25 protein-coding genes and 2 tRNA genes are annotated in these 26,985 nt (G+C 46.2%); 13 read left to right on the top strand and 14 right to left on the bottom strand.

Annotation, left to right across the window (positions count from 1 at the left end):
* Positions 1-44: 44 nt before the first annotated feature.
* Both ACTXGJ_RS07415 and lptG read left to right on the top strand, forming a co-directional pair.
* The gene (locus ACTXGJ_RS07415; RefSeq protein WP_439242160.1) at positions 45-1,328 is read left to right on the top strand and encodes an LPS export ABC transporter permease LptF; all 1,284 of its coding nucleotides are present in this window, start codon (positions 45-47) and stop codon (positions 1,326-1,328) included.
* The gene (gene lptG / locus ACTXGJ_RS07410; RefSeq protein ID WP_439242162.1) at positions 1,328-2,551 is read left to right on the top strand and encodes an LPS export ABC transporter permease LptG; all 1,224 of its coding nucleotides are present in this window, start codon (positions 1,328-1,330) and stop codon (positions 2,549-2,551) included. The genes ACTXGJ_RS07415 and lptG overlap by 1 nt, the downstream gene beginning before the upstream one ends.
* A 93-nt stretch (positions 2,552-2,644) precedes the next feature.
* Here the strand turns inward: lptG and ACTXGJ_RS07405 are convergent, their stop codons facing one another.
* The 10 genes from ACTXGJ_RS07405 to recN all read right to left on the bottom strand — a co-directional run bounded on the left by ACTXGJ_RS07405 (position 2,645) and on the right by recN (position 10,803).
* A complete protein-coding gene (locus tag ACTXGJ_RS07405; RefSeq protein ID WP_443565530.1) occupies positions 2,645-3,253 on the bottom strand; it encodes a class I SAM-dependent methyltransferase in 609 nt (202 codons plus the stop codon).
* Positions 3,254-3,387: 134 nt separating this feature from the next.
* Positions 3,388-3,822 (bottom strand): MgtC/SapB family protein, encoded by a 435-nt coding sequence (locus ACTXGJ_RS07400; protein WP_439242166.1) that lies wholly within the window; start codon positions 3,820-3,822, stop codon positions 3,388-3,390.
* 291 nt (positions 3,823-4,113) lie between these two features.
* Positions 4,114-4,452 (bottom strand): DUF3817 domain-containing protein, encoded by a 339-nt coding sequence (locus ACTXGJ_RS07395; RefSeq protein WP_443565529.1) that lies wholly within the window; start codon positions 4,450-4,452, stop codon positions 4,114-4,116.
* A gap of 175 nt (positions 4,453-4,627) precedes the next feature.
* On the bottom strand, positions 4,628-5,566 hold the full coding sequence (gene xerD, locus ACTXGJ_RS07390) for a site-specific tyrosine recombinase XerD (RefSeq protein WP_443565528.1): 939 nt from the start codon (positions 5,564-5,566) through the stop codon (positions 4,628-4,630).
* Positions 5,567-5,590: 24 nt separating this feature from the next.
* A complete protein-coding gene (locus ACTXGJ_RS07385) occupies positions 5,591-6,814 on the bottom strand; it encodes a methyltransferase (RefSeq protein WP_443565527.1) in 1,224 nt (407 codons plus the stop codon).
* A 96-nt stretch (positions 6,815-6,910) separates the two neighbouring features.
* The gene (gene tusA, locus ACTXGJ_RS07380; RefSeq protein WP_443565526.1) at positions 6,911-7,237 is read right to left on the bottom strand and encodes a sulfurtransferase TusA; all 327 of its coding nucleotides are present in this window, start codon (positions 7,235-7,237) and stop codon (positions 6,911-6,913) included.
* Between the two features lie 84 nt (positions 7,238-7,321).
* Complete coding sequence (locus ACTXGJ_RS07375; protein ID WP_439242177.1) at positions 7,322-7,789, bottom strand: hypothetical protein; 468 nt, start codon at positions 7,787-7,789, stop codon at positions 7,322-7,324.
* A gap of 39 nt (positions 7,790-7,828) precedes the next feature.
* Positions 7,829-8,389 (bottom strand): Holliday junction resolvase RuvX, encoded by a 561-nt coding sequence (gene ruvX / locus ACTXGJ_RS07370; protein ID WP_439242179.1) that lies wholly within the window; start codon positions 8,387-8,389, stop codon positions 7,829-7,831.
* A 69-nt stretch (positions 8,390-8,458) separates the two neighbouring features.
* The gene (locus ACTXGJ_RS07365) at positions 8,459-9,022 is read right to left on the bottom strand and encodes a YqgE/AlgH family protein (RefSeq protein WP_439242181.1); all 564 of its coding nucleotides are present in this window, start codon (positions 9,020-9,022) and stop codon (positions 8,459-8,461) included.
* 101 nt (positions 9,023-9,123) lie between these two features.
* Positions 9,124-10,803, bottom strand: coding sequence for a DNA repair protein RecN (gene recN, locus ACTXGJ_RS07360; protein ID WP_443565525.1), 1,680 nt, complete (start codon positions 10,801-10,803; stop codon positions 9,124-9,126).
* 670 nt (positions 10,804-11,473) lie between these two features.
* On the opposite strand from recN, the gene ppnP reads away from it, so the two are divergent.
* Positions 11,474-11,809: a pyrimidine/purine nucleoside phosphorylase gene (gene ppnP / locus ACTXGJ_RS07355; protein ID WP_025645440.1), complete on the top strand. Its 336-nt coding sequence runs from the start codon at positions 11,474-11,476 to the stop codon at positions 11,807-11,809.
* Positions 11,810-12,068: 259 nt separating this feature from the next.
* A complete protein-coding gene (gene rlmB / locus ACTXGJ_RS07350) occupies positions 12,069-12,824 on the top strand; it encodes a 23S rRNA (guanosine(2251)-2'-O)-methyltransferase RlmB (RefSeq protein ID WP_443565524.1) in 756 nt (251 codons plus the stop codon).
* Here rlmB and coaE read toward each other — a convergent pair.
* The 4 genes from coaE to pilB all read right to left on the bottom strand — a co-directional run bounded on the left by coaE (position 12,817) and on the right by pilB (position 17,774).
* Positions 12,817-13,509 (bottom strand): dephospho-CoA kinase, encoded by a 693-nt coding sequence (coaE, locus tag ACTXGJ_RS07345; protein ID WP_439242404.1) that lies wholly within the window; start codon positions 13,507-13,509, stop codon positions 12,817-12,819. The two genes, rlmB and coaE, sit on opposite strands and share 8 nt — an antisense overlap.
* A gap of 153 nt (positions 13,510-13,662) precedes the next feature.
* Positions 13,663-14,562 carry a prepilin peptidase gene (locus tag ACTXGJ_RS07340; protein WP_443565523.1) on the bottom strand — a complete coding sequence of 300 codons (900 nt, stop codon included), beginning with the start codon at positions 14,560-14,562 and terminating at the stop codon, positions 13,663-13,665.
* Between the two features lie 40 nt (positions 14,563-14,602).
* Positions 14,603-15,826, bottom strand: a complete 1,224-nt coding sequence (locus ACTXGJ_RS07335) for a type II secretion system F family protein (protein ID WP_439242190.1) — start codon at positions 15,824-15,826, stop codon at positions 14,603-14,605.
* Positions 15,827-16,061: 235 nt separating this feature from the next.
* Positions 16,062-17,774: a type IV-A pilus assembly ATPase PilB gene (pilB, locus tag ACTXGJ_RS07330; protein WP_439242192.1), complete on the bottom strand. Its 1,713-nt coding sequence runs from the start codon at positions 17,772-17,774 to the stop codon at positions 16,062-16,064.
* A gap of 403 nt (positions 17,775-18,177) precedes the next feature.
* Between pilB and tpiA the strand changes: the two genes are divergently transcribed.
* From tpiA to truB, 9 genes are all read left to right on the top strand, one after another.
* The gene (tpiA, locus tag ACTXGJ_RS07325; protein WP_439242194.1) at positions 18,178-18,975 is read left to right on the top strand and encodes a triose-phosphate isomerase; all 798 of its coding nucleotides are present in this window, start codon (positions 18,178-18,180) and stop codon (positions 18,973-18,975) included.
* 220 nt (positions 18,976-19,195) lie between these two features.
* Entirely contained in the window at positions 19,196-19,507 is a 312-nt protein-coding gene (secG, locus tag ACTXGJ_RS07320) for a preprotein translocase subunit SecG (RefSeq protein WP_025645453.1), read from the top strand.
* Positions 19,508-19,685: 178 nt separating this feature from the next.
* Positions 19,686-19,770, top strand: a tRNA-Leu gene (locus ACTXGJ_RS07315).
* 129 nt (positions 19,771-19,899) lie between these two features.
* Positions 19,900-19,976 (top strand) — tRNA-Met (locus tag ACTXGJ_RS07310).
* Between the two features lie 439 nt (positions 19,977-20,415).
* Positions 20,416-20,916, top strand: coding sequence for a ribosome maturation factor RimP (rimP, locus tag ACTXGJ_RS07305; RefSeq protein WP_443565521.1), 501 nt, complete (start codon positions 20,416-20,418; stop codon positions 20,914-20,916).
* 65 nt (positions 20,917-20,981) lie between these two features.
* A complete protein-coding gene (nusA, locus tag ACTXGJ_RS07300; RefSeq protein WP_439242198.1) occupies positions 20,982-22,466 on the top strand; it encodes a transcription termination factor NusA in 1,485 nt (494 codons plus the stop codon).
* Between the two features lie 153 nt (positions 22,467-22,619).
* A complete protein-coding gene (gene infB, locus ACTXGJ_RS07295; protein ID WP_439242200.1) occupies positions 22,620-25,340 on the top strand; it encodes a translation initiation factor IF-2 in 2,721 nt (906 codons plus the stop codon).
* 189 nt (positions 25,341-25,529) lie between these two features.
* Positions 25,530-25,940 (top strand): ribosome-binding factor A, encoded by a 411-nt coding sequence (locus tag ACTXGJ_RS07290; protein WP_443565520.1) that lies wholly within the window; start codon positions 25,530-25,532, stop codon positions 25,938-25,940.
* 5 nt (positions 25,941-25,945) lie between these two features.
* Positions 25,946-26,977 (top strand): tRNA pseudouridine(55) synthase TruB, encoded by a 1,032-nt coding sequence (gene truB / locus ACTXGJ_RS07285; RefSeq protein ID WP_443565519.1) that lies wholly within the window; start codon positions 25,946-25,948, stop codon positions 26,975-26,977.
* Positions 26,978-26,985 lie beyond the last annotated feature (8 nt).

The following is a 26,985-nucleotide window of genomic DNA, read 5'->3' as shown; positions in this document are numbered from 1 at the left end:
ACAACCCTTATCTAAGAGTCCTTATTGTGATATTACGCCGCTACATGACCCGTCAAGTTGCCTCAACGACCGCTTTGGTATTGGGGTTTTTGGTGGTGATGATGCTCGGTGGTCGTTTGATACGTTATTTCGGGATTGCCGCTGAAGGCAACTTAGATATCAGCTTATTATTCACCATTATTGGCTATAACTTGCCTTATTTTTTAGAGCTTATTTTACCTTTGGCGTTCTTTATAGGCTTGATGCTCGTTTTTGGCAGATTATATGTGGATCAAGAAATGGCGGTTATTAATGCTAGCGGCGTCTCACGCGGGAAGCTAGCTCGGCTGATAACGCCGCTGATTTTAGCGTTGTTTGTGGGAGAGGCTGCTCTGTCTATAGTCGGTAAACCTTGGGGAGTACGCTCTTCAGAGACGATTTGGCAGCAGCAAGCTTTGACTAGTGCTTTTGATTTGATCCGCCCTAAGGAGTTTATTAGTAGCGGGAATTATCATCTGTATGTGGGAAGTCTGAGCGATGATAAAACTCAGCTGCAGGATGTGGTACTGATCCAAACGGAACCGAAAAAACGATCGACCAAGCCCGCTAATAATGTCGCTCAAAGTATGCCGAATCAGACAGCTGACGAGAATGAGCTAGTCGAGCGCTTGCCTGTTGAAGATTTACCAAAAGAGCTCATCGCGAGTGCCAATCAAGTTGCGAGTAAAGACACTATTACCTTGGCTCGGCGCGCTGAACAAGTAGAGAACGGTGCAGGCGGGGTCACCCAATTAGATCTATTTCAGGGGCGGCGTTATGAAGTCGGTGCTGGTAGTCTAAAATATAATCAGATCGGCTTTGATCGCTACCGCATTACCTTGACTGAGTCCAAAGAAGAGGTGGTGACCGAGGATAATATCGAAACGCAAGCGATCGTACCGCTATGGCAAGCGGCAACGGGGAGTATGGCGATGCGTAACTCTGAGGCAAGGCTCGCGGCTCAAGGGGAGCTTGGCTACCGCTTTGCACTGCCTTGGCTGATGATTATCGCGCCTATGCTTGCCGTACCGCTAGCGCAAGTGCGCCCACGGCAAGGGCGCTGGCTACGATTATTTCCGGCTATCTTATTATTTGTTAGTTGTGCGCTCGGTATCATCTCGCTGAAAAACGCCGTTGCTAAAGGTAGTGTAAGCGTCTGGTCTTATGCTTGGTTAATAGTAGGGTTTATGGTTTTAGCGCTTTATATGAATTGGGGTAACCGCATTCAGCATCGACTGCGCTTTCGGTTGAGCGAAGAAAAGCACAACGATTTAGACCCTTTAAATGACTCAAATACAGGACCATTATAATGCGCTCCTCACTGTTTGCAGCTAAAAGTAAAGGTTTATCATTGGCAAAGCCGCCCAGTCAGCTAAAAGTGCTAAGCCGTTACGTCAAGCTCAACGCCTTGCTAGCGATTATCGCTGCGGTACTTGGACTGTGGGGCCTGCAGGTACTATTTTCTTACTTGTCTGAGCTTGATTCGCTCAGTGATAGCTATACGATGGGCGAGGCGCTCAAATATATCTTTTATCGCTCGCCTTACTTCTTGGAGCAGTTCGTTCCTACTGGAGCGCTACTTGGTGCTGTGGTTGGCCTCGGGCTACTGGCTAATAACAGCGAGCTGGTAGTCATGCGCGCCTCTGGCGTCAGCGTTTATCGTATCGTCGGTTGGGTGCTACAGCCCGCTTTATTATTCGTCATCTTAGCGCTGTTTATTAACCAGTTTGTATTACCTACTAGTAACCAACTGGCTGATGAGATCAATGATGACGACAGTAGCGCTCTGATTACCTCAGTGCGCGGCTACTGGACCATGCAGCCAAGCTTTAGCAGCGCAAAAGACACAGACGATCAGACAACGCTACAAAAAAATGGCAGTGATATCCTCTATATTGATTATGCGGATGTACAAGGCAATATCGGTGAGGTCAAGCGTTGGCATTTGGATGAGAATGGCAACCTACAAACTGCTATCCGTGCTGAGGGTGGCCAGTATACGGGGCGTCAGCTAATTGGGCGTACGAGCGATAATAAAGACGAGCAGTATCGCTATGACTGGCAGCTCAATAACATCACGAGGCTAACAATCAATCAAGGCTTTCAAAGCAGTCAACAGCTCGCTACTACGGATACTTTAAGCCTACCGTTTGCGCCTGAATCGGTGTACCTGTTGACCCGCGATCCCGAAGATTTGTCATTGACCCAGCTATATCAGCATCGTCAGTTTATGCAGCAGCAAGGTAAGCGGTCATTGACTCACGAGCTGGCGTTTTGGCAAAAATTACTATCACCGCTGTCGATATTATCGCTGGTGATAGTCGCGTGCTCTTTTGTTTTTGGCTCGCTACGCACGCACAGTTTAGGCCTGCGTATCGTCGTGGCTTTACTATTCGGGCTACTGTTTAGCTATATTCAAGACTTAGTTGGGTTTGTGTCGTTAGCCACAGGCTTTTCGCCATTTTTAATGGTGCTATTGCCGGTTATTGCTAGTGCAGTGCTCGGTGGCTATTTACTAAAACGACAAATGTAGCCGGCTAGGTGATTGATGCAAACAAAAATCCCGCTAAGACTGAATCGTTTTAGCGGGATTTTGCTGAGCGCTGTTTGTTTTTCTCAACAGACCCTATTCTTTAACTGCCATAGTAATAGTATAAGTCTTGCCTTGCTTGACCTTATCGCTATTACCGAACACCTCGGTAAACGAGCGCTTCATAAATTGGCGCAAGCCATTGATCGTCACTACATAAAAACGTCCGCCCTGACGCATGCGCGCATAAGCGTCGAGGAAGTACAGATAATGCTGCTCTTTGCCAACTTTGGCAGGCAAGTTCGACATCACTAGGCTAAAATCTTTATCTTTGGCGACTTGATTAAAGCCGTTAGACAAATGCACATCGACATTGCTCAAGCCATTTTTTTCGCAATTACGGCGCGCATATTCTACCGCCATAAAGTCCTTATCAATCAGCGTATGCTGACCATTCGGACATTCTCGCGCTGCTGTCATACCGAGCACGCCATAGCCGCAGCCTAGATCTATCGAATCATCATCGGCCTGAAAATCCACATAATCGAGAAGCATCAAGCTGCCATCATCGAGCTTTTGCGGCGAAAATATGCCCCAAGTTGTGGCAAAATCAAAAGGCTGTCCTAGCACGTCATCCGTAAAATGTATATCTTCGCGCCAGTGTTTGGCTTTTTCTAATAACTCTGCAGGGGGTTGATGGTTCATAGTATTCTCAATTTAGAGTGATAAAAAAGGGCGGTGCGATATGAGCATATGGCTCACGATTTGAGGCACGCATTATGACGAGTATTGTAACGGCAACGACGGTAAATTTCAGCGCCGATTGCTCAGCGCGTGCTTTATTTTTGCTTATTGGACTTAAACGGCTCAGAGAACTGCAAGATTAAAAAGCTTACGACCGATAAAATAATGGCAATCTCATAACGACTATACGCCACCGAAATACCGATAGCGCCTGTGTTCCACAGTCCTGCTGCCGTTGCTGTCCCCTTGACGCTACCGCTACTTTTAAAAATAGCGCCACCACCGATAAATCCCATACCGGTGATAATGCCATACATGATACGTGCCTCGGCATCGCCTTCTGAGTATATGTCGCGGCCGACGAGCATAAAGGCACAGGAAGCCACAGTGACTAAAGGAAAGGTGCGCAGGCCTGCGCCGCTGTCTTTCATCTCCCGATTGAGCGCGATGGGTAAGGATAAAATAAAAGCAATGCCTAATTGAAAGAAGTGATATTTCATCAAATCCATATCAATATCGAAGCCAAACATAACTTACCCCCTATTCCGAAGTGTCACACTATCCAGATCTTATTATAAAGTGTAGCGGCAACGGTGTCTGTTTTCAGTTATGGATGGTTAGAGATAGTTAGAAATCATGCAGGGAGGGGAACGCTTCCTTTGCTTATATTTGCAATAAGCTAGTGCTAATCGTGTAGGGTGGGTTAGCGACAGCGTAACCCGCCAAATTTAGAGTTAAAGCTATTAAGCAATGCGGGTTAGGTCTTGACTGCACTTTCTTTGAAAGCTTGACAAAACTAGTCTACCCTACGATTTATCCTCTTATCCTCTCAAATGCTTTTTTAATAAATGATCAAATATAAACGGACCAAAAGGTAAAAACGAGCCGAGCACACCAACAGGCAATGCCCAAAGCGGCATTCTTATTTTGCTAGCAGCAAACAGCAGCATCAAGATATAAGCGATAAATAATACGCCATGCGACATTCCGATATATTTCACCGCTTCAGGAATGCCAAGCATGTATTTTAGCGGCATGGCGATGCCTAGTAGCAATAAAAAAGACGTGCCTTCTAAGTAACCTATAAGGGTTAGCTTTTTGAGGACAGAGTTTTGACCCTCTGTTAGTACAGGTAGGGTCGATGGTTGCGCTTGTAACACTTTATGTTCCTTTTAAAATAATTTGAGTCGCGTAAGGAGATTAGTGGCAGCGTAATCTGTCGAGTTTAAGAATAGATTTATCAGAAAGGTGGGTGACTAAATCCTATACAAAAAATTCTCTTTAAGGGATTTTCTCTTGCGAGTCTAACGAAGCAGTGCCTCGTTTTAACGGCTCTTAACCCCTCGGATGATGCTCCGCATGCAGTTTCTGCAATCTCGCCGTTGCCACATGGGTATAAATCTGGGTGGTGGACAAATCACTATGCCCTAATAACAACTGCACGCTACGAAGGTCCGCGCCATGATTGAGCAAATGAGTGGCAAAGGCATGGCGTAAGGTATGCGGAGAGAGTTGTTTATCGATACTGGCGACTTTGGCGTATTTTTTCAGTAAGTACCAAAAGTTTTGCCGCGTCATATAGCCACCTTGCGCCGTCAAAAACACCGCTTGGCAATTGCCAGATTTCAGATGCGCAACTAGCTCGCCGCGACCATGACTGAGATAATCCTCTAAGGCGTCTGCCGCGTATTCTCCTAAAGGTACGAGACGCGTTTTATTACCTTTTCCGGTGATTTGTAGCCATCCGGCGTTTAGATTGACTTGCTCAAGTGCTAGGTTGATCAGCTCACTGACACGCAGACCGCAAGCATATAGCACTTCGAGCATCGCCTTGTCACGCAGACCGAGTGCCGTGCTGGTGTCGGGCGCGGCAAGCAGGTTATCGACATCGGCTTCCGCTAAGTCTTTAGGTAGAGGACGACCTAACTTTGGACTTTTGATCCGCTCGCAAGGATTATCTTCACGCAGATTACTGGCGATCATCCATAAGTAGAACTGGCGTAAGCTTGAGAGCATACGTGCTTGCGTGCGCGGGGTTTTGCCCTCGGCAGTGAGTTGTGATAAACAGTGCAGCACCTCATCGCTTTGCCATTGCGTCAGCGCTTTATGATGGGTCAACTCACAGCTTCGCAAATCGCGCACGTAAGCGTTGCGCGTACGCGTTGCTAGGCCGCGTGCGAGCATGGCTTGACGAAACTCAGTCAAATAGGTCGGCTCGTCATCGACGGCGAGCGCTTTGGGCTGACGCTGTTGTACGGCACGGTCGCGGCTCATAATCGGGTACTCAATGATAAAATACTAAATACTTTGCAAACACCATAGCGAAGTAATCTCGCTACTTCTTGCCACATATAATGGATCGGCTTCATTTTGACTACGACCGTGCTTGGGCTGCGTGTCGAGGCGATATTTTACCGTTAGTCCAGCATCGGCAATCCACCCTAATAGTTCTTCACGACTACGCAGTTGCAAGTGTTCAGCTAAGTCCGACAGTATCAACCAAACCTCTCCTTGATCGCTCAAATGTTGCTTTGCACCCTGCAAAACGCCACGCAGCATCGCACTATTGGCATCGTAAACTGCGTATTCAAGCGTTGAGGTTGGTTTGGCAGGCAGCCAAGGTGGATTGCAGACGATTAGATTCGCAGGCGGTACCTCTAGAGGGAACAGATCGGCTTGTTGAAGCTGAATGCTTGACAACCCTTGACGCTCAAAGTTCTCACTAGCGCATTTCAATGCTTGGGGGGTTAAATCCGTGGCAATGATCTGTGATATACCGCGCTGCGCTAAGACAATCGCCAATAAGCCTGTGCCGGTACCGATGTCATAAGCAATATCATGAACGGTAGGCAATGGCGCATCTAGCAATAGCTGCACATACTCATGACGAGTCGGCGCAAACACCCCGTAGTGCGGATAAATGGATAAGCCTAGCTCTTTAATCGGTACGCCTTTTTCGCGCCAGCCTGCTGCTCCTAATGCACCTTGCAAGTCACGAAATGACAGTACACACGACTCATCCTTTTTATCTATCTGTTTATCCAGTGGCCCAAAAGCTGCTAAGCAAGCGGCACTGATGTCAGGAGCACGGCGTAGTGAGCTGACATAATCAGCATCTAGCTCTAGTAGTAAGCGACTTAGGATACGTGAGCGCTGAGCGGTGGTTTGGCGCTGCTGATGAAAGAGGTTAGGTAGGTGTTTAGATGCGGACTCAATCGCACCCTCTGCATCCTTGGTAGACTGATTTGCAGCTTTTTTTGACTTGCGTTTAGTAGAGTTTTTCTCAGTACGCTCAATGCGACGAGTGATGGCTTGCAGTAATTGTCGCGCGTTATAAAAGTCGCCGCGATAGAGCATAGAAGTACCGGCGCAGGCTAATCGATAAGCGTCATCGGCAGTGGTTTTGTCATCGACGATGACTATCCGCGCAGGCGCAGCATGATCGCTAGCAGATAGCCAAAGAGCTTGCTGCAAGGTGTCGTTCTCGTACCACTCAATATGTTCTTTTGCGGTTAGCAACACATGATTTACCTTTTGCTAGTGAATGATATTTTTAAACGACCCCAGTTTTGCGCATTTGATAGGGTTTATGACTTCGACTTATCTTAACTAAGCGCTCTAAGCACTTTTTTTCTTTACTAAGTAGCGATATAGCGTCGCGTTAGTTGGTGCATCGCTGTCGCTATCGATAGTGATTTCATCAGGATCTACCTCTAAGTTGACGTCTTCAGCTAAGGTTTCTTGGCTCAAAAACTCATGGCCAAGATGACGACAGAAATTAGGAATATCGCGCGTCGTAGCCGGATCAGTGGCGAGTATTTCGATGACATCACCGCTATCGGCTTTACGTATCATGCGGTGCAGCATCATGACCGGCTCAGGGCATATCAGTCCTTGAGTATCGAGGTGATGATTGATGGGCGTAGGCGTAGTAGAAGTTGTCATAGTAATTTTTTAGTAATGAAGAGTTTAAAGGCGATTTTAGCTATCTACTGTATAGAAGGTTTTGAGATGTTTTTAAAGTCAAAATTAGCTTTGCTCAAGCGTTTCGGTTTCTTTTTCAGCTTGCAGGAAATCAAAGAAACGCTTAAAACTCACTCTAAATAAAAATGCCACCCCAAGCCAAGAGGCCAGTCCTAACCAAGCGGTATCAGCGAATAATAAGCCGCCTAGCAAGATAATCGTTGAAACACCAATAGTCATAATCACCATTGACGATTGACTAAGGCGATAGCGATAGATGATAAAGGCATCATAAAGGGTTATGGGAATCGTCAAAGCCACTAAAATAAACGGCAAATTATAAAACAAGCGATACAAGAGCTGATTATCATGAAAAACTTTGATACTAGCAATAGTACCAAAGACCACAAAAGCGACTAGCGCCGCGTAAATCATATAAATGGCGATTTTATTGGCCTGTTGCGCGCCTTTGATACGGGCGATAGCTAGCGGCGGTATGCCATAGGTATTGGTTTGATTTGACTCAATGCTCATAAGATCAGTTGGTTTTCCATCAGGGTAAAAGGGCGTCTGTTAATCGGGTTTGATGCTATCGATAGCCATCGCACTGCTAGGATCGGCAAAATAAGTCGAGAGCAAAATACAAGCCGAGATGTCATCGATAGCGTCGCGCTCGTCGTCGATCCAGCCGTTCTCCCATGCTGTAGCGCGTGCTTCTACCGACGTTAGGCGCTCATCGCACAGACTCACCACGACGGGCATGTGTTGTTCCATCAATCTGTGTGCCAAGCGGCGAGCGAACTTATGCGCACGGCGAGAGAGCATCGAACGACTACCATCCATATTCAGTGGCAGACCAACGATAACTTGGGTGACGCCCCAAGTCTTGATGATACCTATGAGATTATCCCAATCCGGCTGACCGTTATTCATGGCTAAGATATCGAAGGCGCGCGCGGTTTCAGTAATGCTATTGCCTAGCGCCATGCCCATCTTTTTTACACCATAATCTAAGCTCAAAATCAGATGTTCTTTTGGTTGCACCTCTAAAGCTGCAAGGGAATTGCTGTCATCAGTGTTTGCCACATCTATACACAAAGATTTGTTTTTTGTGACTGAGATACTATCTACCATAATAAGCTATCTACCCTAATAAGAGCGTTTTTCTATCATTAATTATCACTATCAAGCATTTTTAACTTATCAAGCATGACCAATATCACTACTCAAATAATCAAAGTTTACCCCGAGTTTGTCAGCCGCCAACTGCCAACGCGCATCGAATGGCGCATCAAATAAGATAGTAAGATCGGCAGGGCAGACGAGCCAGTCGCCATTATTGAGCTCATCTTCTAACTGTTTTTTGCCCCAGCTGGCATGCCCTAAACACAGCTGATAATGACCGACGCCTTGACCGACAGCGATACGCTTGAGTACATCTTGGCTAGTGGTAATACAGACATTCTCAGAGATAGCGAAGGAGGACGCCCACTGCGGCTGACCGGTATGCAGCACAAAGCCAACCTCAGGATACATAGGTCCGCCCTCAAGCGCTAGGTCTTCCATCACTTGTGGATCGGTGACTTCGATGTTTAAGTCTTCTAGAAGCTTGCCCACATTGGCTTTTTCTAGCGGACGATTGACCATCAGCCCAAGTGCCCCATGCTTATCATGGCGACAGATATAGATCAGCGCCTGCTCAAACCTCGGGTCTGGCAGCTCAGGTGCCGCAATCAAAAAGTGATGAGTCAAATTTGCAGTAGACATAGATACAAGGACAACATAAAAGGGTAGACACTACTATATGGCGATGTTAACGCGAAAATCAACAAGCGTTTTGAGGCAAACGCTAGACCAAATCAAAGGGGTTACTTAACGTCAGTCAACAAGCTACGCGCATGATCGCGCGTGACCTCAGTAATCGTCACCCCGCCTGACATTCTCGCCAGCTCATCGACTTGCGCACTACCGGTCAAGATCACCAGCTCGCTTTGGGTCTGCTCGTGATGATGCTTTTGTACTAAGATATGCTGGTGCGCTTGCGCCGCTACTTGCGCTTGATGGGTGATGGCAAGTAGCTGCTGAGTCTGCCCGAGGCTACGTAGTAACTCGCCGACCACTTGCGCGGTACCGCCGCTGATACCGACATCGACCTCATCAAAAACCAGCATCGGCTTGGCAGCATTATTATCACTACTGGTCGCTTGCAGCACTTGCATCACTAGCGCCATCCGCGACAGCTCGCCACCAGAGGCAATCTTATGTAGTGGCTGCATCGGCATACCGACGTTAGCGCTAAAGAGTAGCTCAATATCGTAGCAACCCTGCGCGTTGTAAGCGGATTCAGTTATCTTTTTAGTAAACACAAATTCGCAGCGCGCATTAGGCAGCGCTAAAGGCTGCAGCTGTGCCACTAATTGCGCGCAGATAGCAGGTGCGGCTTTGGCACGCGCTTTGTGTAGATTTTTAGCACTAGTAAGATACTCTTGCCAAGCTTCTGCAATTTGCGCGGCTAAAGCGTCGCTTGTCGGCTCGTTTTCTAACTGCTCTAATTGCTGTTGCCAGTCATTAGCTTCATCGATTAAGTCACTGGCAGGCAAGCTGTGTTTACGAGACAGACGATGACCGAGGCTGATTAAACTATCCAAAGTTTGCAAGCGCTCAGGATCAGGCAATTGCTGCTCAGCATAGTCTGAGAGCAGGGCGGTCACTTCCGTAATTTGCTGCTGCGCTAGATGCAGCTGCTCAGAAGCTTGCTCAAAGGTCTGACTGACGCCGAGCTGATTGTCGCACAGCTTAATCGCTTGACCAAGCAAGGTCATGACATCGGGCTCATCGCTATCGTTATCAAGCAAATGCAAACCGTGACTGGCTTCTGTCATCAGCGCTTCGATGTTTGATAGCTCTTCGTGCTCGGCTTCGATCTCGCTATAGTCTACGGCTAGCAGGGGCGCGATATCCGCCAATTGGCTTTGCAATAGTTGGATGCGATCTTGACGCTGGGCGGCGCGGCTAGCGATCTCATCAGCGCGGCGCTTGAGCTGCTGATAGTGCTGATAGCTGGTAGCGGTTTGTTCAGCGAGTGACGTGGTTTGTGCCATTGCATCTAACCACTGCACCACGAACTGTGGTTTTAATAGGGCTTGCTGGGCGTGCTGGCTATGAATATTGACCAATAAGACGCCTAGGCTTTTGAGTTCTGCTAAGCTCACGGGCGCACCATTGAGCCAAGCTTTTGAGCGACCACTATTACTCAGCTGGCGACGAATGAGCACTTCAGGCTCAGCCAATTCACGCTCGTTATCCGCGAACCAGTCGCTAACGAGGCTGTTATGAGTCACATCGAACTGCGCGTAGATATCAGCATGTGCGGCTCCATGACGCACCATAGCACTATCAGCGCGCTCGCCTATACATAAGGATAGCGCATCGAGCAGCAGGGATTTACCAGCACCAGTTTCGCCAGTGATGACATTGAAGCCCTCGGCCACGCTCAGCTCATGCTCAGCGATTAGCGCAAACTGGTACAAGGTTAATGATATCAGCATCAAAGCCTCTCATAGTAGACAATAGGAAAGATCGTAAATTGCGGCTTTTATCATAAATCGCGCCTCTTAAGAAGGATAAAAACGCAGTATTTATTTTTGATGACAAAGCGCATTATTATAGGGGAATATAAGCCGATATCAGCAAATAGATACAATTTTGTGTAAGCTGGTATTTATAACCAGTTGCACGCCCTAATAAGCCACTATAATAATTTTTACTTATTTTACAATACTCTAGCGATGATGACTGACTTTTCTGTTTCTAAGGACAATATTGGGACAGTGTCTGTGCAGTCGCAAGCTGGTACTCTACAAAGGACAAGGGCTTGAATAAATTAACAAGATTTCATTGCTGCTTTAACAAACTTTATAGAAATAATGTGGTAGCATAATCTCATCAAAATACAAACGTACACTTTATTAATAGTCATACCGAACCACAGTTATTAAGCTATAAGAACGGCAAGACTGAGCACTTCGGTGCCTTGTTATTGAGCCCTGTCACTTTATCCCTATTTAGCTTGGTATTGCCTTTTAGCAGTATGGTTAGGCTCTGCTCGTTGCCTTAGCGACTAAGTGAAAGCAGGCAGTAGTCATCGTCAGTCTATTGATATTTTGATGAAGCACTTATTTTTTAGTTTAGCAATAATTATTTGATAAGGAAGCCCCTATGTCAGCGGCAAAGTTTACCAATGTAACCGTCAATGCTCAGGCCACAATATCCTATGATGGGCGCTGTTCTAGTCACACTATCATGTTCGAGAGTGGTCAACATAAGACCTTAGGGGTTATCCTACCCTGCGACAGCAGCGTCGAGCAGTACCACTTTAGCACTAATACTTCTGAGCGTATCGAAATCATCAGCGGCGAGTGTGAAGTCAAAATCAATGGCGATGAAGACTTTAGTTACTACCGCGCCGGTCAGTCTTTTGTGGTAGAAGGCAATAGTAGCTTTAATTTGCGTACTGAAGAGATCGTGCAATATGTTTGCCATTTAGAAGGATAAGGGCTTTTATAGGTATTCAGAGTCATTGAAGAGGACAAGGTGTAGAATGAGGTTCAATTAGCTTTGTCCGGTGATCAGCTCAGTGGCTAGCTTTCAGTATATAAAAATGAGTACGTAAAAACCAGTATATAAAAAGAGACATATAAAATCAGTAAGGTTTTATCTGTCTTTTTTTTAATTTTGGTGGTTAGCGAAGAATGCGACTAAGCGCTTGAGAGCCAAGCTCATTTATCAGTGATAATATTCAATAGGTTCAATTATGGCAAAACCCAACTATTTTTATGGCATTCATGCTATCGATGCTTTACTCGAGCATCGTCCGCTTGATGCGCTAAGTCTATTCGTGCAGCAGGGCCGTGAAAGCGACAGCCATGTTGCCGCTATCATGACAAGCGCTCAAGATAATGGCGTCAGTATTCAGCTGACCCAAAAAGATAAGCTCACGCAATTGTGTGGCAGCCCGCAGCATCAAGGTGTCGTCCTGCATGCAAGGCCGTTGGCTTTTGCTGATGAAGCTGTGCTAGATAAAGTAATAGCGCAGGAGGACTGCTTGTTATTGGTGCTCGATCAAATCACCGACGCTCATAACTTTGGTGCTTGTTTGCGTACTGCGGTAGCGATGGGCGTTGATGCGGTGGTTTGTCCTAAGCATCATGCTGCAAGCTTAACCCCAACCGTAGCTAAGGTTTCCGTTGGCGCCGCTGAGATGATGCCGATTATCAGTGTGACTAATTTGGCGCGTATGCTTGCTCAGATTAAGAGTGCTGGCGTTTTTGTCTTTGGCACAGCGCTAGATGAGACTGCAAAACCGATACATGAAGCGGATATGACCGGCAAGACAGCGCTGATTATGGGCTCTGAAGGAGAAGGGATGCGTAGGCTGACGCTTGAGAGCTGTGACGAGCTGGTCTATATCCCTATGTCAGGCAATGCGCATGGTAATTTGCAAAGCCTGAATGTCAGCGTGGCGACTGGTATGGCGCTATACGAGATTAATCGGCAGCGCACTACTTAAACTGCTGGGCAAGGGCGAGATAGGTTTGGTGCAGGGGCTCAAGTTGCAAATGTAGGGCAGCGATATCACCATCATTAACAATGACGTCATCAGCGTGACTATTGCGCTCTTCACGGCTGAGCTGATTGGCCATAATCGCCTTAATTTTTGGCACACTTTGCGCGTCTCTTAAGCTCGCCCGCTCAAGCTGCGTACTCTCGCTCGCATCAACGACTAAGATGCGTTGGCATAGATTAGCCAGACCTGCTTCAGCGGCTTCTATCAGTAGCGGCGCTGATAGAATAATATACTCAGAAGTACTAGCCGCCAGCTGCTCTTTTGCCGCCTCTCTGATTGCCGGATGGGTAATCGCTTCAAGCTCCATGAGCGCTTCAGGATAAGTAAAGACATGCGTTCGCACAGCCGCGCGATCCATCTCACCTTGTCCGTTAATGGCCCAATCACCAAATTTCTTTTGAATCTTACGTAGAGTAGCGCTCCCTTTAGCGACGACCTCGTGAGCGATGACATCGGCGTCGATGATATCTATGCCTTTTGCTGCGAACCAATCGCTAGTCGCGGATTTACCACTGCCTATACCACCGGTTAAACCGACGACTAGTTTACTGTTTTTATACTTTTTCATAGTCTGCGGACCAGCAGCGGAATCATGAGTATAAGATGGCGAGGAGGAGCGGTCAGTGATAGTCATAAGAGTAGCTTATTTAGCGAATAGAGAAGAGCGGACATCATCGAGGACGATATCCGAGCAATAGTACGATTAGAGTATAATCTTAACGGTTATAACGCATAAGGTTGTAGATATTGCTTTACTGTATTGTAAGCCTAGCGCACCCTATCAGGCGTACATGCCTAAATACCAATTAACGATGTCTGCTCCGTATAACAAAGCAATAATGCCAGCAATAGCAATATAAGGTCCAAAAGCAAACGGCTTACTTTCGCCCTGTTTTTTCATCAAGATGATACCAACGATAGAACCTAATAAGGAGGACAACAGAATAATCAAAGGTAGCATCATTGGCCCAAGCCAAGCACCAAGTACCGCGAGCAGCTTAAAGTCGCCTTGACCCATACCCTGCTTTTTGGTAATAAAGTAAAAGACTTTGACCACTATCCACAGCGATAAAAACCCAAGCAATAAGCCCCAAATCGCTTGCGTAGGACTTACAAACCAGCCTTGCGAGTTTACCGCTAGTCCCAATCCTGCTAAGGGAAAGGTTAGCCTATCGGGCAATAATTGCGTATCGAAGTCTATCCCTGTCAGCGCAATCAGCGTCCAAACCAATATCAGCGCGGATAGACCAACAGCCGTCACCCCAAAATGATAAATTACTAACACTGATAACAGAGCAGTGACTAGCTCAACTAAAGGATAACGCACGCCAATATTCGCTTTGCACGCAGAGCAGCGACCGCGCAGCGCCAGCCAGCTGATTAAAGGTATGTTCTCATACCACCTGATTTTATGAGCGCAGTGCGGACAACGCGACGCGGGATGACTTAGGGTGATAGGTGTATCGTTTGCCACTGTTTGGGCCAAAACAGTCGAATGCTCAGGCGTGATATCTGATTGCTGCGACATAAACTCACTGCACTCTTGTCGCCAAGAATAAAACATCATCAGCGGCATACGGTGTATAACGACATTCAAAAAACTGCCCATACATAGGCCTAATAGCCCAAACACTATGAGCGCGACGCTCATATTATTTTGTAATAACTCTAGCAATTGCATTAACACTGGCCTTTAAGGGATTGCTGTTGCGTGACGGTTTTTAACCTACCACAGAACCCATCTGGAAAATCGGTAAATACATAGCAATGACGAGGCCACCCACTAATACACCGAGCACAGCCATAATTAGCGGCTCCATCAGACTTGTGAGGCCATCGACGGCATTATCCACCTCACTCTCGTAATGACTGGCCACTTTATCGAGCATCTCCTCCAAGCTTCCAGATTCCTCACCAATACCGACCATCTGAATCGCCATACTAGGGAATAAGTTGGTTGAGCGCATCGAAAACTGCAGCTGCTGACCGGTTGACACGTCGTTTTTGATTTGCTGAGTGGCATTATAGTACACCACGTTATTAGTCGCACCAGCGGTTGAGTCTAAAGCATCGATTAGCGGCACACCGGCGGCGAAAGTCGTCGATAGGGTGCGAGAGAAACGGGCGATAATCGCTTGATAGGCAATGTTACCAAAGATAGGCAGTTTTAAGGTCAAACGATCTAAAAAGTCGCGGAATTTTTTCGATCTTTTCTTCGCTTCAGAAAATCCAACGATAGCGGCACCAATGATGACAATTAATATAAACCACCAAGACTGCATCCATTCGGACATGCTGACTACCATTTGTGTAAATGCAGGAAGTTCTGCGCCAAAAGAGCTAAACAGATCTGAGAATACCGGCACCACTTTGATCAGCAAAATCATCGTCACAATCACGGCCACTACAATAACCGCTATCGGATATTTCATCGCTTTTTTGATTTTTGATTTGAGTATTTCGCTTTTCTCTTTATAGGTAGCGACGCGCTCAAGCATAGTCTCAAGCGCCCCTGATTGCTCGCCAGATTCTACGAGCGAGCAAAACAGATCATCAAAGTAGCGGGGATGTTTACGCAAGGCAGCAGCAAAAGTGCCACCTGCTTCGATATCGGCTTTAATCGATAACACCAAGTCTTTCATACTCGGGTTATCTAGCGAATCGGCGACAATCTCAAACGACTGCGTTAAAGGGATACCGGCCTTAATCATCGTCGCTAGCTGCCGCGAAAAGATAGCAATATCGATAGGCTTGATGGCTTTTTTAAAAGTAAATAAAGCTTTTGGCTTCTTCTTAATGCCTTTGACCACAATGCCTTGCTTGCGTAAAGTCGCTTTTGCTAGCTCCAAGCTACGACTGGTAGTCTCGCCTTTAACTTTTTGTCCACGGCGATTAACCCCGTCATAGACGAAATCTAACAGCATATCCGTTTTAGCTTTTGCCATCTGTCTCTCCTAAAAATCCATCCGACTGGGGCAGTCTAAGTCATGCAAGTTGACTATCGACAATCTATTCGCTTGAATAGCTAGCAATTTTTGCAAGCTATCACTATCGTTTAAAGGCATAAAGTTAGCAAGACCAAGTCCTATTTTATAATAAAATGACCATCATAGTGAGTACTCATTTTATTTTGCTATCGACCTACAAGATCGGCTTAGTCTTTGACTAACAGGTGCGTTTTTATTCAGAAGTAACACGCAGCATTTCTTGAATGGTGGTTGTGCCCTGTAGTACTTTCATAATACCGGAGCGCCGCAAGTCACGAAAGCCACTTCTAAGCGCGGCATCCTTAATATCGATAGCGTTGCCATCCTCCATAATAATGCGCGAGATCTCTTGATTCACTTTCATAACCTCATAAATACCGACGCGACCCCTGTAGCCCTCGCGGCACTCATTACAGCCGACTGCCTCATAAATAATATGATTTGGATTGTCCAAATCATTATCGGTAAAGCCAATCTCCAGCAGACTCTGACGCGGAATTTCGATAGGCTTTTTGCAGCTTTGACATAAGCGCCGCGCTAATCGCTGCGCGATGACTAAGTTGACCGAAGTGGCGATATTAAAAGACGCCACCCCCATGTTTTTTAGGCGCGTTAAAGTCTCAGGGGCGGAGTTGGTATGCAAGGTGGAGAGTACTAAGTGACCTGTTTGCGCCGCTTTGATGGCGATTTCAGCCGTTTCTAAGTCTCGAATCTCACCAACCATAACGATGTCAGGATCTTGACGCAAAAATGACTTTAGGGCGTTGGCAAAAGTAAGACCGACCTTTTGATTGACGTTGACCTGATTGATACCTTCAAGGTTAATCTCGACTGGATCTTCAGCGGTTGAAATGTTGGTCTCACCGGTATTAAGGATATTAATACCTGTATATAGCGATACCGTTTTACCTGACCCCGTCGGACCGGTAATCAGTATCATGCCTTGCGGTTTATTTAGCGCTTCTAAAAACATCTCCTTCTGATCTGGCTCATAACCTAGCGCCTCGATACCCATCATCGCTGAGGAAGGGTCTAAAATACGTAGCACAATCTTCTCGCCAAACAGTGTCGGCAGTGAGTTTACCCGAAAATCGATGGCTTTATTTTTGGAGATTTTCAGCTTGATACGACCATCTTGTGGCACACGGCGCTCAGAAATGTCCATTTGTGACATAACCTTTAGGCGCGCAGCGATTTTACTGGCAAGCTGTACCGGCGGATTGGCCATTTTCTGCATGACCCCGTCGACCCGAAAGCGCACTCTATAGCTCTTCTCATAAGGCTCAAAATGCAGATCGGATGCGCCCATACGGATGGCATCGACGAGCATCTTATTGATGAATTTGACCACTGGCGCTTCATCGACACTAGTATTGAGCTGAGTCTCACCATCCTCTTCCTCGCCGCTATCTTCAAAATCAACGTTGAGATCGCTATCTGCAAAACCGCTAAAGCTCTGCATAGTATCGGCGTAGGTTCTGTCGATACGCTGCTTGAGTTTATCCTCTTCTACAATCACGGTGGCGACTGACAGGCGAGAGTTGAAAGCAATAGCGTCAATAGCGTCGATGCGGGTCGGATCGCTTAGCGCGACAAATAGCTGCTGTCCACGTTTGAAGATAGGTAAGGCGTTGAACTTACGCACGATGTTCTCATCAACCAAATCTTTTGGCACGATGTCTTCATCTAGAGTGTTTAAATCAAATAAAGGATCAGCAAATGACTCTGACAGTAGCTTGGCAAGCTCATAAGCATTAGCCATTTTATGCTCTACTAAATAAGGCACAAGCCCCACTTGCTGTTGCTGCGCTTCGGTTTGCGCCGTTTGCATATTCGCTTCGCTAACCACGCCTTCACTGATTAGTTGTTGCGCAAGACTACCAAACTTACTGACAGCGGTAGACATAACCCCTCCTTGATGTGGCAGCTGCCAAAAATGACAACCAATATAAACGATTTCGGCTATTGATTCTTTGATGGTATTTATTTAATAGCACGCATTTTTGAAATTTTGAGACTCTGCTGAAAATTTTGATGCATGAGCACTCATTAACTTGTCCTAATTATATGTAAAAATACTATAAAAAACAGAACTGTTTAAGACGCTAAAGAATATGAAGTATATTGTAGCTCTTTATAGAGTCAAATCCTTATACCAGCGATATAGCGGCAAATGGACTCTAGTAGAATAGCTGACAAGAGCCTTGTACTCGAAGTTGGCTGCTACTATAGCACTTGCCAAATATTTGTTATACTGGCGCCCATAATAGCCATATTGGCAATGACAGATGACACAAGGTGGACAAGTTATGCAAGCTTGGGTAATTGGCAATTGGAAACAAAATCCGGCAACAATCAAGGACGTCAATACGTTACTAGATAATTTATTATCGGCGTCTCAAGACAACAATACCGATCATCAGTCCTGTCAGCTAATGGTGGCGCCAAGCTGCGTCCACCTTGCTGCAGTCAGCGCGCGCTTGCAAAACGCCTCCATCCAAGTGAGCGCTCAAGACGTCAGTGCTCATAGTAGCAGTACTGGTGCTTATACGGGTGATTGCTCGGCGCAGCAGGTCGCGGATGCTGGTGCTAACTGGACGCTGTTGGGGCATTCTGAGCGTCGTCAGTATCATCATGAGTCTAATGATAGCTTACTAGCCAAACTGAACTGCGCTTTTGCTCAAGGCCTTGGGGTGGTGCTCTGCATCGGTGAAACTCAAGAAGAGTATGACGCTAAGCAAACCACTAAGGTACTCGATGAGCAGTTAATGGTTCTCAAAAGCTTGCTACAAACGGACTCTGTCCAGCCGCAAGAATTAGCCAAGCGTTTGATTATCGCTTATGAACCCGTTTGGGCGATTGGCACTGGCAAAGTGCCTACGGTGAGCGAAGTCAGCGCTACTCATCAGCATATCAAACAACAAATCGCTAGTTTCGCGCCAGAACTACCAAAGATTACTGTGCTATATGGCGGTAGTGTCAATGCTGATAACGCTGATAGTTTTGCCGCAAGCGCTATGATAGACGGCGCGTTAGTAGGCGGCGCCTCATTAAAGGCCGATAGCTTTTTGGCGATTGCCGACGCTTTTACTCACGCTAAAGGTTAGAGGCTAAAAGCTGAAAGTTAAAATAATACTAAAAAAACAGTACCAGAAATCGGCGATATACTAGCGGGCGTAGCTTGACTTATATCAAAAAGCCTTGCCAGTTATTGAAAGTGGGTTTAACACCGCCCTTGTAATCGTGTACAATGCGCCTTATTTAAAGTCTTTGTTTTATAGCCTTTGTAATTTTATCAGTCGTCATTATGCGGCAGAAGAGGACACCATGTTTACTTTTATACTAGCCCTGCATATTATCGTGGCTATCGCCATGATTGGCTTGATCTTGATACAGCATGGCAAAGGGGCTGATGCTGGAGCTTCTTTCGGTGCCGGCTCTTCTGGAACGGTTTTTGGCGCAGCAGGAACGGCTAACTTTTTGACCCGTGCTACGGCGGTGCTGACGGTAATATTTTTTATTACAAGTATGGTACTAGCTGTCCATGCGCGCGAACAAGCGGAAGATCAGTTTCGTTTAGATGCGCCAGTTTCAGCGCCACAAACCCCGCGTCCGTTAACGCAAAATCCTCAGCAGTAGTTATTTTTACGAGCACCCCTTGCTATTTGTAAGGGTTAGTTTTACAATGCTTGCCTGTTTTTATGATGTTTTATCTTAGTGGTGCTGACCTCAAGCATGGCGCTTATTATAAAATAAGCCGTAAGGTTAAAGCAGTAAACGATAACCGTTGATAATACCAGTAGACGGTTAGCGATAAGCGATTGTGGTGGAATTGGTAGACACGCCATCTTGAGGGGGTGGTGGCGCAAGCTGTGGGGGTTCAAGTCCCCCCAATCGCACCAATTGAATGAGCAGTTTGTAGTTTAATTTAGTTATAGCAGTGTCGTTATAGCAATTTTTAATTTAAAGTTTATTTTAGATAAAGATTGACAAGGTGATAAAACCTCCCTATAATATGCATTCTAAATTGTTGCGGGGTGGAGCAGTCTGGTAGCTCGTCGGGCTCATAACCCGAAGGTCGTTGGTTCAAATCCAGCCCCCGCTACCACTTTTTAATACTGATGTTTATACACTAATATTCTGTTGTATTGAGATATCAGTGTCGATTAGCCCACCATTATGTTTGTGGGTTTTTTTGTATCTGAGGCTCAGCATTATTAGCTCGGTACTATCAGTATAATATCAGTATCTACTATACGTTTTAGCTAAGAAGAATAGGGTTAACGCGATACTCTAATCCTACATGACAGCATAAAATATTTGCCATCATTTGCTACCGATCCCTGCTGATTGCTATGTTACGAGACTCGTAAGCAATACTATCTTTTGCTCTATTCTTTACTACGTTGTCCTTGAAGATAACAATTTAATCCCTAATATGGTTCACTAGGTACTAGCGGCATTGAGTATTATAATCAGCCTCTATGGTGATCAGCGCGTCGCTACTACAAACCATCGATAAGTGAACAGGAAAATATAAATAAATTATGAAGCTTTCGACCAAAGTTGCAGAATTGACTACGATTATTGCGCCTGCTGTAGCGGCTTGTGATGTCGCGCTCTGGGGTATTGAATTTGCGCCACAAGGTAATCGCTCCTTATTGCGCATTTATATTGAAGCCTTGCCTGAAGAGCAAGCGCAGGATAAACACGTCACTATTGAGGACTGCGCAGCGGTCAATCATCAGGTGAGCGGTGTGCTGGAAGTGCATGATCCTATCGCTGGTGAGTTTGTTTTAGAAGTTTCGTCTCCAGGCTTTGATCGCGCCTTTTTCTCAGATGAGCAGATGCGTGATTACATAGGCCAAACGGTCAGTTTGCGTTTGATCTCTGCGATCGGGCAAGGTGATAAAAAGCGCCGCAAAGCCACCGGTAAACTCGATAGTATGAGCGAGACTACTTTGCAGCTGACCACGAGCGATGGTGAGCAATTTGAGATCGCACTGAGTAATATTGACAAAGCCAACTTAATTTATGAAGATGATTAATGCTTAACATTAGCAAACAGACAATAACATTTAAGCCAATTATAAGATGATAGGACAGGTATAGCATGAGTCGTGAAATTTTAACGGTAGTAGAAACCGTCAGTAATGAAAAGGGCTTAAATCCTGAAGATATCTTTGAAGCTATTGAAGATGCTTTAGTGGTCTCAACCAAAAAAAAGGTCTATACCGAGCAGCCTGAAGTAGCGGTTCGCGTAGCCATCGATCGTGATACTGGTGATTATGATACCTATCGCTATTGGACAGTGGTGGCTGATGAAGACCATGAGATGCCAGCTTGTCAACTTGCTATTACCGATCTTGATCAAGACGAATGGTCAATTGGCGATGTGAAAGAAGAGCAGATAGAGTCGATTGAGTTTGGTCGTATTGCAGCCACGCAAGCTAAGCAAGTCATCATTCAAAAAATTCGTGAAGCGGAACGTGCACTAGTAGCGGATGCTTTTGAGCCGCGTATTGGCGAGATGATGTATGGCGAAGTCAAAAAACAGACTCGTGATGGCTATATCGTTGATTTAGGCGATAACGCTGAAGGTTATTTATCACGCGATCAGATGTTGCCCCGTGAGCAGCTGCGCGTCAAGTCGCGTATCAATGCCATTCTTTATCATGTCAACCGTGATAATCGCGGCGCGCAGTTATTATTGTCGCGCACCCATCCTGAGATGCTCTCAGCCTTGATGCAAAAAGAAGTGCCTGAGATTGCAGAAGAGATCATCGAGATTCGTAATGTCGCTCGTCTGCCGGGTACTCGTGCTAAAATAGCCGTGAAGACCAATGATAATCGTATCGATCCGGTCGGCGCTTGTATCGGTATGCGTGGTACTCGTATCCAAGCGGTGCAGCAAGAGCTCGACGGCGAGCGTATTGATGTAGTGGTCTGGTCAGATGATCCGGCACAATTCATCATCAGTGCCTTAGAGCCTGCGGATGTGAGTAGTATTATCCTTGATGAAGATACTAAGACCGCTGATATCATCTTTAGCACTAATGATCAGCTGGCCCGCGCTATTGGCTCACAAGGTCAAAACGTGCGACTGGCTTCTGAATTAACGGGCTATAAGCTCAATATGATGCTAGAAGAAGAGTATCAGCAGCGTCAACAAGATGAGACCAAAGCCTTTATTGATCTCTTCTATGATCGTTTAGAGGTTGACCAGGATCTAGCGCAAGCCTTAGTCGATATTGGCTTTACTAGTATCGAAGAAGTGGCTTACGTGCCGGTAGAGACTTTCTACGATATCGAAGGGCTAGATGACGAAGCGATTGACATGATTCAAGAGCGCGCTAAAGAAGTCGTCATCGCAGAAGAGCTGGTCAAACAACAAAACATGAAAGAGCCTAGCCAAGAGCTGCAAGATCTAGAAGGGATGACCGTCAGCTGGGCCTATAAAATGGCACAAAAAGACATCATCACCGTCGATGATTTGGCAGAGCAGGCAGTATTTGATATCGAAGATATCGAAGGCTTAGACTCCGAGACCGCAGGTAAGCTTATCATGAAAGCTCGGGAATCTTGGTTCAATGAATAGGTATTAGGAGCATATCGCTGTCTTTTGGTGGTATGCTATCGATAACTAAAGGCTGGCTTGCGATATAACAATCAAAACCAGCCTAAGCGCAATCATTTGTAGCCAACAACTGAATTGAATATATAGCAAATAATAGACAGTAGGTGATAATCAATGGCAGATAAGACCGTCAAAGAACTGGCAGACATGGTAGGCAAAACCGCTAGTGCTGTACAGCAGCAATTGCAGGATGCTGGGCTACCTGCTCGCGGGGAGGATGACTCAGTCACCGAACTTGAGCAAGAGAAGTTGGTGGCACATTTAAAACAAAGTCATGGCCAACAAGAAAAGCGTCGCATTAGTCTCAAATCTAAAACGACTAGTACCGCTCGCGTGACTGGCTCTTCAGGTAAATCTAAGAGCGTCAACGTAGAGGTGCGTAAAAAGAAAGTCTTCGATAAGCCCAATCCAGAAAAAATGGCTGAAGAATTAGCGGCGCGCGAAAAGGCAATGGCTGAAGCAAAACAGCGCGCTGAAAAAGAAGCAGAAGAGCGTAGCGCTGCTAAGAAAAAAGCAGAAGAGCGTCAAGCGGCAACTTTAGCTGCAATGCGTGCAAGCCTCGGCTCGAGTAAAAGCTCAGAAGATAAGAGCGATGATGTCGCCGCTTCTGTTGTGGTCAAAAAAGGTGGCAAAGCCGCTAACGATATAAAAGCGAAAGAAAAGAAAAAAGTTGCTGCTACTAAGCCAAAAGTTGAGACGGCAGCAGAGCGTAAAGAGCGCGAAACTCGTGAAAAAGAAGAAGCCCGCCTACGCAAAATTGAAGCAGAAACTCGCCAAGCACAGGCGGAAGAGGCGCAAAAGCGTACTCTCGAACAAATGCGTAAAATGGCCGGAAAATATACCGACCGTGAGCCAGTAGCGGAAGTCCGTAAGGACGAGCCATTGGCTAAAGGCTTAGTGGGTGATGCACTAGAAGAGTCGTTCGAAAAAGAACGTCGCGAGATCAAACGCGGTGCTAACAGTACTGGTGCTCGCGGTCGTCGCCGCAAAAACCAAGAAGAGCGCGAAATCAAAAACCGCAAAAACGGTTTGAGCTCTTCACAATCAGGTCAACACAAGTTTGAGAAACCTGTTGAAAAGATCGTGTACGATGTCGAGATTAGTGAGCAAATTACCGTTGCAGATCTTGCTCAGCGCATGGCAGTTAAAGCTCGTGAAGTGACCAAGTTGCTGATGAAAATGGGCGAGATGGCCACTGAGTCAGACACTATCGATCAAGCAACAGCCAGTCTTATCGTTGAGGAGATGGGTCATAACCCAGTTCCGGTCAGCGATACTAAAGTCGAAGACGATCTACATGAAGCAGTCGATGAGCGCAGTAGTAACGTGCAGACGCGTCCGCCGGTCGTGACTATTATGGGTCATGTTGACCATGGTAAAACCTCACTACTTGATAAAATACGCGAAACCAAAGTCGCTACTGGCGAAGCTGGTGGTATTACTCAGCATATCGGTGCCTACCACGTAGAGACTGATCGCGGCGTGATTACCTTCCTAGATACTCCAGGCCATGCTGCCTTTAGCGCTATGCGTTCACGCGGTGCGCAAGCAACGGATATTGTGGTATTAGTGGTTGCCGCTGATGATGGTATGATGCCACAAACCGCAGAAGCGATTGATCATGCTCGCGCTGCAGGTACGCCTTTGATTGTTGCTATTAACAAAATGGATAAGCCAAGCGCTGATCCAGATCGTGTCCTAAACGAGCTGACGACTAAAGAAGTGGTTTCAGAAGAGTGGGGCGGTGATACGCCTATGGCACGTATCTCAGCCAAAACGGGCGAAGGTATAGATGAGCTACTAGAGTTTATTAGCTTACAGGCCGAGCTTATGGAATTAGAAGCGCCAACTGATGGTGCCGCTCAAGGTGTGGTTATTGAGTCGAAGCTTGAAAAAGGCCGTGGCCCAGTAGTCAGTGTCCTAGTCAAGAAAGGCACGCTCAAACAGGGCGATCTAGTACTAGCCGGTGAATACTACGGTAAAGTCCGCGCTATTACTGATGAAAATGGTCAGCGTATCAAGTCAGCCGGTCCTTCTATACCAGTCGAGATCTTGGGCTTGCCAGATACACCAGCGGCGGGTAGTGAGTTCTTAGTCGTTTCCGATGAGAAAAAAGCGCGCGAAGTCGCTGACTTTAGAAGCAATCGTGAGCGTGAACAGCAGCTTGAGCGTCAGAACAAAATGCGTCTTGAAAGCATGTTTGAGCAGATGGAACAAGGCGATGTATCGTTCTTAAATATCGTTCTCAAAACCGATGTTCGTGGTTCGCTTGAAGCACTGCTAGCGGCATTGAACGAGCTATCGACTGATGAAGTCAAAGTCCGGGTGATTAGCTCAGGCGTTGGTCCTATCTCAGAGTCGGATGTGACCCTTGCTGAATCAAGCGAAGCGGTACTACTAGGTTTCAACGTTCGTGCCGATAGCACCGCTCGCCGTAAAGCGGATACAGCTAATATGGATATTCGTTATTATAGCGTTATCTACGGCTTGATCGATGACGTCAAAGCCGCTATGAGTGGCCTGCTTGCTCCTGAGCATCGTGAGAAAATCTTAGGTATCGCTGAGGTGCGTGAAGTCTTCCGCTCTAGTAAGTTTGGTGCGGCAGCAGGTTGTATGGTGGTCGAAGGTACGATCTATCGTAACAAGCCTATTCGCGTCCTACGTGATGATCAAGTTATCTTTACCGGTCAGCTGCAGTCATTGCGTCGCTACAAAGAAGATGTCAACGAAGTGCGTACTGGTATGGAATGCGGCCTAGCCGTTCGTGGCTACGATGTAGAAGCGGGCGATAAGATTGAAGTCTTTGAGATTCAAGAGTTCGAACGTACTATCTAAGCTTTTAGCTAACATATAGTCGTTAAGCAAAAGTAGCTAAGTATGCTATAGGCCTAACAGGTTCACCCTGCTAGGCCTTTTTTATCATAGGGTCATGCTTATATTACCCTATGATAAAACACCAAACTAGAATGAGTAATTATATAATCACCTTATACTACTATTAGAACAGCAAATTAGGATAATAATATGAATCAACGTTTACAGCGTTTATCAGATCAAATTCAGCGCGAGCTTGCGGTGCTCATTCGTGATGAAGTCAATGACCCTCGCTTGACCGGTTTTGTCACCATCTCTAGCGTCAAAGTCAGCTCTGATCTTGGCTATGCAGATGTCTATGTCACTATTATGGAGCCTGAGCTCAATGACACGATGACTAAGACCAATCATGAAGAGAGTGTCAAAGTGCTCAATAAAGCTGCCGGATTTTTACGTACTGAGCTTAGTCATACTCTCAAAACGCGTACCACACCGCGCCTGCGTTTCCATTATGATGAAGTGACTGCTCGTGGTAACTACATGATGGATCTCATCAATCAAGCAGTAACTAAAACTGAGCAAAATGAAGAAAAGACCGATAGCATTGATAACGAAGATTAATAATCATGACTAGTCAAAAAACGATAGCTAAACAAAAAGTCTCCGGTGTTATCTTAATCGATAAGCCGCAGGGCATGACCTCACAGCAAGTAGTGTCAAAGGTGAAGTATTTATTTCAGTCGCCTGAGCACAATAGTAAAAAGGCGGGTCATACCGGTACGCTCGATCCGATGGCGACCGGTCTGCTACCCATTTGCCTCGGAGAGGCCACGAAGTTTAGCCATTATCAGCTCGATGCTGATAAATCGTATCAAGCCACGATACTGCTTGGTAGTCAAACCGATACTGGCGATGCTGATGGTCAAGTCATTGCGCAGGCAGAGGTTCCAGAGCTGAATGCAGAGTTACTAAACAGGCTGGCTCAGCAATTTCTAGGCGCGCAGCAGCAAATACCGCCGATGTATTCAGCGCTCAAAAAAGACGGCAAAAAATTGTACGAGTATGCCCGTGCTGGTATAGAGATTGACCGTCCTGCGCGCGATATTGTCATAAAAGCGCTGACTTTGACCCAAATTGATGCTGAGAAAATCGATCTGGTAGTGACTTGTAGTAAAGGCACCTATGTCAGAGTATTAGGGGAAGATATCGCCAAAGCACTAGGCACGTTAGGTCACCTGACAGCATTACGCCGTTTACAAGTAGGTAAGTTCGATAGTGGGCAGGCTATTGATATCTCAAGTTTAGAAGCTCTACCCCTATCTAATCGCTTTGGGCGGCTCTTGCCAGTAGATGCTTGCGTCGATATCGCTGCTAAGATATCGTTAGATGATGAGCAATGTCAGCGTCTACGTTTAGGTCAGCGTCTAAATGTCATAGAACAAATTGACGAGACGTTAAGAGGTTATATCTTACAAAAGTTATCTAAAGACAGTCAGGGAAAGTCAAAAGATGAGCCTGCTAGTAATAATAATGAGCAAACTCCTGAGTATGAGCTCCCTGTTGATATTAAGCTAATGGATGAACAAAGGCGCTTTATTGGACTGGGCGCTATTAGCCTTAATGGACGGCTACAACCCAAAAAAATAATTCATCTTTGATGACGATA

The sequence above is a fragment of the Psychrobacter sp. 1Y11 genome, assembly GCF_052259045.1.
In the GTDB taxonomy this organism is placed as follows: Bacteria; Pseudomonadota; Gammaproteobacteria; order Pseudomonadales; family Moraxellaceae; genus Psychrobacter.
Note: the sequence above shows the minus strand (reverse complement) of the source record. Positions and strands in the feature narration are given on the sequence as shown.

What these genes read in the sequence shown, in the direction of transcription:
- ACTXGJ_RS07415 (WP_439242160.1), top strand. Translation starts at nt 45, where the DNA reads ATGACCCGTCAAGTTGCCTCAACGACCGCTTTGGTATTGGGGTTTTTG.
- lptG (WP_439242162.1), top strand. Translation starts at nt 1,328, where the DNA reads ATGCGCTCCTCACTGTTTGCAGCTAAAAGTAAAGGTTTATCATTGGCA.
- ACTXGJ_RS07405 (WP_443565530.1), bottom strand. Translation starts at nt 3,253, where the DNA reads ATGAACCATCAACCCCCTGCAGAGTTATTAGAAAAAGCCAAACACTGG.
- ACTXGJ_RS07400 (WP_439242166.1), bottom strand. Translation starts at nt 3,822, where the DNA reads ATGTTTGGCTTCGATATTGATATGGATTTGATGAAATATCACTTCTTT.
- xerD (WP_443565528.1), bottom strand. Translation starts at nt 5,566, where the DNA reads ATGAGCCGCGACCGTGCCGTACAACAGCGTCAGCCCAAAGCGCTCGCC.
- tusA (WP_443565526.1), bottom strand. Translation starts at nt 7,237, where the DNA reads ATGACAACTTCTACTACGCCTACGCCCATCAATCATCACCTCGATACT.
- ACTXGJ_RS07375 (WP_439242177.1), bottom strand. Translation starts at nt 7,789, where the DNA reads ATGAGCATTGAGTCAAATCAAACCAATACCTATGGCATACCGCCGCTA.
- ruvX (WP_439242179.1), bottom strand. Translation starts at nt 8,389, where the DNA reads ATGGTAGATAGTATCTCAGTCACAAAAAACAAATCTTTGTGTATAGAT.
- ACTXGJ_RS07365 (WP_439242181.1), bottom strand. Translation starts at nt 9,022, where the DNA reads ATGTCTACTGCAAATTTGACTCATCACTTTTTGATTGCGGCACCTGAG.
- recN (WP_443565525.1), bottom strand. Translation starts at nt 10,803, where the DNA reads ATGCTGATATCATTAACCTTGTACCAGTTTGCGCTAATCGCTGAGCAT.
- ppnP (WP_025645440.1), top strand. Translation starts at nt 11,474, where the DNA reads ATGTCAGCGGCAAAGTTTACCAATGTAACCGTCAATGCTCAGGCCACA.
- rlmB (WP_443565524.1), top strand. Translation starts at nt 12,069, where the DNA reads ATGGCAAAACCCAACTATTTTTATGGCATTCATGCTATCGATGCTTTA.
- ACTXGJ_RS07340 (WP_443565523.1), bottom strand. Translation starts at nt 14,562, where the DNA reads ATGCAATTGCTAGAGTTATTACAAAATAATATGAGCGTCGCGCTCATA.
- ACTXGJ_RS07335 (WP_439242190.1), bottom strand. Translation starts at nt 15,826, where the DNA reads ATGGCAAAAGCTAAAACGGATATGCTGTTAGATTTCGTCTATGACGGG.
- pilB (WP_439242192.1), bottom strand. Translation starts at nt 17,774, where the DNA reads ATGTCTACCGCTGTCAGTAAGTTTGGTAGTCTTGCGCAACAACTAATC.
- tpiA (WP_439242194.1), top strand. Translation starts at nt 18,178, where the DNA reads ATGCAAGCTTGGGTAATTGGCAATTGGAAACAAAATCCGGCAACAATC.
- secG (WP_025645453.1), top strand. Translation starts at nt 19,196, where the DNA reads ATGTTTACTTTTATACTAGCCCTGCATATTATCGTGGCTATCGCCATG.
- rimP (WP_443565521.1), top strand. Translation starts at nt 20,416, where the DNA reads ATGAAGCTTTCGACCAAAGTTGCAGAATTGACTACGATTATTGCGCCT.
- nusA (WP_439242198.1), top strand. Translation starts at nt 20,982, where the DNA reads ATGAGTCGTGAAATTTTAACGGTAGTAGAAACCGTCAGTAATGAAAAG.
- infB (WP_439242200.1), top strand. Translation starts at nt 22,620, where the DNA reads ATGGCAGATAAGACCGTCAAAGAACTGGCAGACATGGTAGGCAAAACC.
- ACTXGJ_RS07290 (WP_443565520.1), top strand. Translation starts at nt 25,530, where the DNA reads ATGAATCAACGTTTACAGCGTTTATCAGATCAAATTCAGCGCGAGCTT.
- truB (WP_443565519.1), top strand. Translation starts at nt 25,946, where the DNA reads ATGACTAGTCAAAAAACGATAGCTAAACAAAAAGTCTCCGGTGTTATC.